Origin of the sequence: Hydrocoleum sp. CS-953 (assembly GCF_002260545.1) — a bacterium.
In the GTDB taxonomy this organism is placed as follows: domain Bacteria; phylum Cyanobacteriota; class Cyanobacteriia; order Cyanobacteriales; family Microcoleaceae; genus Trichodesmium.
The window spans coordinates 1-5,998 of the sequence record NZ_LGSU01001009.1; the positions used below are offsets into that span (position 1 = coordinate 1).

The 5,998-nt window shown below is 37.0% G+C and carries 5 protein-coding genes and 1 pseudogene; 5 read left to right on the top strand and 1 reads right to left on the bottom strand.

Annotated elements, in window-relative coordinates:
• Window positions 1-24 precede the first annotated feature (24 nt).
• A complete protein-coding gene (locus AFK68_RS45215) occupies window positions 25-321 on the bottom strand; it encodes a hypothetical protein (RefSeq protein WP_143437879.1) in 297 nt (98 codons plus the stop codon).
• On the opposite strand from AFK68_RS45215, the gene AFK68_RS35030 reads away from it, so the two are divergent.
• The 5 genes and pseudogenes from AFK68_RS35030 to AFK68_RS14510 form a co-directional block, all read left to right on the top strand.
• Window positions 205-878 (top strand): PAS domain-containing protein (locus AFK68_RS35030; RefSeq protein WP_143437880.1); only part of this gene is annotated, 674 nt, incomplete at its 3' end. The genes AFK68_RS45215 and AFK68_RS35030 overlap by 117 nt on opposite strands.
• Before the next feature lie 46 nt (window positions 879-924).
• Window positions 925-1,401, top strand: a 477-nt coding sequence (locus tag AFK68_RS45220; protein ID WP_371357390.1) for a PAS domain-containing protein, incomplete at its 3' end; no start/stop codon positions are given.
• A gap of 871 nt (window positions 1,402-2,272) precedes the next feature.
• Window positions 2,273-2,700, top strand: a pseudogene (locus AFK68_RS14490) (sensor histidine kinase); the annotation flags it as partial.
• 455 nt (window positions 2,701-3,155) lie between these two features.
• Window positions 3,156-3,452, top strand: a complete 297-nt coding sequence (gene fdxB / locus AFK68_RS14495; RefSeq protein WP_094673417.1) for a ferredoxin III, nif-specific — start codon at window positions 3,156-3,158, stop codon at window positions 3,450-3,452.
• A gap of 1,718 nt (window positions 3,453-5,170) precedes the next feature.
• Window positions 5,171-5,674, top strand: a complete 504-nt coding sequence (locus AFK68_RS14510; RefSeq protein ID WP_094673419.1) for a helix-turn-helix domain-containing protein — start codon at window positions 5,171-5,173, stop codon at window positions 5,672-5,674.
• The last annotated feature ends 324 nt before the right edge of the window (window positions 5,675-5,998 follow it).

The window sequence follows — 5,998 nt, forward strand, 5'->3', positions numbered from 1 at the left end:
GGTTTGTCATTGCGAGGCGAGGGCTTAACAAATTAAACTTCTGGGGAAACCATTTTCTAGCCGAAGCAATCTCTTAAATGGACTATCTAAAATAAAGCCGAAAAGGTAACCCCAGTCGGCGAAGACCGGCGCCCAGAAGCCGGTGTCCCAAAGCCGCCGGTAGGAGTTCACGGTCGAGCAGCCGATCGCGGTCAAGGCGCCCAGGTGTTTGACGATACCGCCGACCACCTGCAGGCCGACTTTGCCGGGCATCTGCGGATCGTCGGTGTCCGGCATAAAGGTGTTCTCACCGCCGGAGCGATACATGAAATTCTCGGCCATACCGGGCAACTTCGCCGGATCGTTACCAAGGGCCTTGATGTTGTCTTCACCACTTTTCGGAATGGTTTTGCAATTGCAGAACGCCGCTTACTAGAAGGGATACTGCGGAAAACCCTCAAAGAACTATCTGATATCCAATTTTCCATAGATCAAGCAGCGATCGTTGCTATTACAGACCATAGAGGTATTATTCAGTATGTAAATGATAAAGTTTATGAAATTTCTCAATATTCTAGGGAAGAACTAATTGGCAAAACTCACCGTCTGCTTAACTCTGGATACCATTCCCATGAATTTTTTAGAGATTTATGGTCTACTATTAGATCCGGTCAAGTTTGGAGGGGAGAAATTAAAAATAGAGCTAAGGATGGTAGTTATTATTGGGTTAATACTACTATTGTGCCTTTTTTAAACGATCTCGGCCAACCTTATCAATATTTAGCTATTAGATTTGATATCACTGAACGTAAACGAGTAGAGGAAGCACTACAAGAAAGCCAAGAACGAAATCATAGTCTCCTCAATGCTATTCCTGACTTAATGTTACGCCTCAACTCNAATAGAGCTAAGGATGGTAGTTATTATTGGGTTAATACTACTATTGTGCCTTTTTTAAACGATCTCGGCCAACCTTATCAATATTTAGCTATTAGATTTGATATCACTGAACGTAAACGAGTAGAGGAAGCACTACAAGAAAGCCAAGAACGAAATCATAGTCTCCTCAATGCTATTCCTGACTTAATGTTACGCCTCAACTCAAGAGGAGTTTTTCTTGACTATTATCCGGACAAAGACGATGAAAATGCTCCTGAAGCATCAGAAGTATTAGGGAAAACTCTAGAAGAAATATTTCCTGAAGATTTAGCTGTTTGGACTAGACACTACCTAAAGCTTACTCTCAAAACTGGTAAAGTGCAAGCAGGAGAATATTCTACTTTTATCAACGATCGCCTCTATCATTATGAAGCTCGTTACGTTAAAAGTGGTACAGATGAAGTGTTAGCAATTGTCCGTGATATTACAGAACGAAAAGAAGGAGAAATTGCACTCCAACAATCAGAAAAACGTGAACGAGAANTGTTTGGACTAGACACTACCTAAAGCTTACTCTCAAAACTGGTAAAGTGCAAGCAGGAGAATATTCTACTTTTATCAACGATCGCCTCTATCATTATGAAGCTCGTTACGTTAAAAGTGGTACAGATGAAGTGTTAGCAATTGTCCGTGATATTACAGAACGAAAAGAAGGAGAAATTGCACTCCAACAATCAGAAAAACGTGAACGAGAAAGAGCATTACAATTAGAAAAAACTTTAAAAGAATTACAAAATACTCAAGCTCAATTAGTACAAGCAGAAAAAATGTCTAGCTTGGGTCAAATGGTTGCTGGTATTGCCCATGAAATTAATAATCCCATTAGCTTTATTTACGGTAATATTCTTCATACAAATAACTATATTAGAGACTTACTAAATTTACTGCAACTTTATCAAAAAAACTATCAAGAACCAGTGTCAGAAATTACAGATTTTGCCGAAGAATGTGAGGCATATTTTCTAATAGAAGATTTGCCCAAAATAGTTGATTCAATGAATATTGGAGCGAATCGAATTAAAGAGCTAGTTTTATCTCTAAGAAACTTTTCTCGTCTGGATGAGTCAGAGATGAAAAAAGTAGATATTCACTCTGGTATAGATAGCACTTTATTAATTTTACAACATCGCTTAAAAACTACAGCAAAACAAACAGAAACTACTGTTGTTAAAGAGTATGGGGATTTGCCTAATGTTGAGTGTTATGCAAGTCAGTTAAATCAAGTTTTTATGAATATTATTGCTAATGCCATAGATGTTTTAGAAGAACAAGAAATCCCCGGCATTATTACCATCAAAACCGAAATACATCATTATTCAGAAAAAGGAGTCGATCGCGATTGTGTGAAAATTTNAACAAACAGAAACTACTGTTGTTAAAGAGTATGGGGATTTGCCTAATGTTGAGTGTTATGCAAGTCAGTTAAATCAAGTTTTTATGAATATTATTGCTAATGCCATAGATGTTTTAGAAGAACAAGAAATCCCCGGCATTATTACCATCAAAACCGAAATACATCATTATTCAGAAAAAGGAGTCGATCGCGATTGTGTGAAAATTTCTATTTATGATAATGGACGTGGTATTCCTGACTCTGTGCAAAAAAGAATTTTTGACCCGTTTTTTACCACAAAACCAGTGGGTAAGGGTACAGGTTTAGGACTATCCATTTCTCACCAAATTATTGTCGAAAAACATCAGGGAGAACTGAAATGTAAATCTAATCCAAATGGAGGTACTTTATTTGAAATATTAATTCCAGTTAAGGCTAATTCAAGATAGTTCCCGAAAAATTGGAGCGTAGCGACTATAACAATCTAATTAGTTATATACCGCTACGCGCAAGTCAAAATTTACTCATATTTTTGGGAGATATATAGATATTTTTTGATAAATAATTGCAAAATATTTTTAATAATTAAATATGCAATAAATAATCGAAAAAATATTAGATTAAAACCTGAAAAAAGTATAAAAAAATACTTTTTTGGAAGAGTGAATAGCTATTATATAAAAAGATGCAACAAAACAAACAATTAGCCTACTAATCAAAAGGAGAAGAANCAATATCAAAAAAAATCCGAAAAAATTAAATATGCAATAAATAATCGAAAAAATATTAGATTAAAACCTGAAAAAAGTATAAAAAAATACTTTTTTGGAAGAGTGAATAGCTATTATATAAAAAGATGCAACAAAACAAACAATTAGCCTACTAATCAAAAGGAGAAGAACTGATGGCAACATTAACAGCTTTAACTAAAGGTGGTACAGCTTGGACTCCTCAATATGTCGAATCTATTGACATGAACAAATGTCTAGGTTGTGGTCGTTGCTTTAAAGTTTGTCATAGAAATGTTCTAGAACTTAGACCACTCAATGAGCATGGAGAGTTTGTGGATGATGATGATGATGATGATGAAGTATTAAGAAAAGTAATGACTATTGCTAATGCAGATGACTGCATTGGATGTGAAGCTTGCGCTAACATTTGCGGTAAGAAATGCTTCACTCATGCTCCTGCAGATGCATAACTTAGCAAGACTATTAACTCAGAAACATTGAGATAGAAGTTTGTGGAGTGTTAGGTTCAGGNCTCAATGAGCATGGAGAGTTTGTGGATGATGATGATGATGATGAAGTATTAAGAAAAGTAATGACTATTGCTAATGCAGATGACTGCATTGGATGTGAAGCTTGCGCTAACATTTGCGGTAAGAAATGCTTCACTCATGCTCCTGCAGATGCATAACTTAGCAAGACTATTAACTCAGAAACATTGAGATAGAAGTTTGTGGAGTGTTAGGTTCAGGTGTATTCATTAGTTAAACTGCTTACCCAAAACCTGAACTCCCTGACTTTCTTAAATTGTAAGGTAGTGCAGTTTTGTCATTAGTGATAACAGGAAGGACTCGCCCAAAAATTATGAACTTTAACAAAAGTAGCACAAAAGCGAGTTCACATATAAAAGTGTAGGGATGTTCTTGCCCCTACTTACCCCAACCCAAAACTATTGCCTTTACAAACAGCTTGCTGTACAAAACACCATTACTACGTTAGTTTCGGATAGGCACAAGCAAATATAAATCAAGAGCATTAATGTGAGGAATGCGGTCGGCTTGATCGTNTTATGAACTTTAACAAAAGTAGCACAAAAGCGAGTTCACATATAAAAGTGTAGGGATGTTCTTGCCCCTACTTACCCCAACCCAAAACTATTGCCTTTACAAACAGCTTGCTGTACAAAACACCATTACTACGTTAGTTTCGGATAGGCACAAGCAAATATAAATCAAGAGCATTAATGTGAGGAATGCGGTCGGCTTGATCGTCAATGCCTGTGGAGGTCGTGCTGCCGACAGTTCCGCTTGAAGGCGGTCATACCCCGCGTCGGCGTAAGACGCAAGCGGTTAGACCCCGCGCCGCCGTTTCGCGGAGCGACATGTTTGCGGAGCATTCCCTATACGAAAAAGCGTTAGCGCAGCTCCTCTGGAAGAGGCAACTCCTCTGCAAGAGGCAAGTCGCAAGCGGTCAGACCCCGCGTCGCCGGAAGGCGCAAGGGAATGCTGACCAAGAGAGGGAACGCTGACCAAGAGACAGGAAGTAAACATAAAAATATCACGCTATGTGATATTTTATATCAGTTTTATGAAGTAGATATTAATCTAATTCTCAACTATCTACAAGCATTCTACTAAGATGAAGACTTGACTATCTATCCAAAAGATGCAGGTATTTCAGCTTGTCTAACATCAGATATTTCTGGTCTTGTTTTGGCCAGATTAGTTGTGAAAAATAGGGGCTTAAGTTAAATCCGGTTCTTAATACCCGAAAGAAGTCATCTCCATCAAGTTAAGTAGTACAGTTAATCTAGTAATCTATTTACAGCGCTTTTCAGTTGAGTAAACCACAAAACTGCTGTAGGAGTCAGCAGTCAGCAGTCAGCAGTCAGGAGGCGCGGAGTTAGGAGGCGCGGAGTTAGGAGTCCAAGGCTAGTTTCAAAGTTCTCGCTCCTCAACTTGCGACATCAACAAATCTTCCATCATGCCCCCCGGTGCAGATCGACTGTGGTCTATCGAGCATGAAAACTGCTATAAACTTGCTTTTAGTATAGGGTAGCAGGCTATAACAGGCAAAGGTTTTGCCTAGGTTTGAAGTTGCAGCTTATACTCCTAAATAAAGGATATGAAAAAGCGGATTATAGATACTGTGCAGCTAAGTTGCATTAAGTTGTTAAACTGAGGTAGCTGTTATGCCTGCAAAAGATTTTCTCAGTTCAATGCAAAAGAAAAGATTGCAGAAAGCTTTGCGAGAGGGCGGTTGCTCTCATTTCCGAGAAAGAGTATTGATGTTACTCCTATTAAATGACGGAAAAACTTATTCGGAGATTTCTGGCTTTATAGGTTGTTCTTATAGAACAGTTGCTTATTGGTGTGTACATGGAGACCCAGATCAATTAGATAGTTTACGAGATCAACGAGAACATGGCAATTTTCGCAAAGCCACAGAAGAATATATTCAGTTATTGATAGAAGTTACAAAAAAATCTCCTAACCAGTTAGGTTATGAATGTAGCAATTGGAGTGGAGAACGTTTAGCAAATTATCTTGCTCAACGAACAGGAATTAAACTTAGTGGTACTCAAGTTAGGAGAATTCTTAAACAGAAAAATATTCGCCTTCCTAGAGGTAGAGTACAGCTTAATAATCGAGCCAATCATACAAGTAAGAAACTTGAGAGAAATGTTAGCCAGTAATCTCAATAATTAGGAGATTTAGAAGTTTATATTTGGGGGAAAATGCTGATAAATATATCTTTAGTAATAATGATTTAAGCATTTTCCCTTTGTTTTTTTACTAAAAATTAGTAGTTAAATTAGCCTTTAAATTACTAACTATTGCAAGTTAAATGTATAAATATCCTTATTAGTGAAATAACCTATTAATTACTTCATACTACAAAGATAAAAATAATATTAATTTGCTCATTCTGAACATCTAATCTAAAAAAAATATGAAATATTAAGGTTTATTATAAAGTCTCAATTTAAACTTGAGTGAAAATACTTGAATCACTAGGT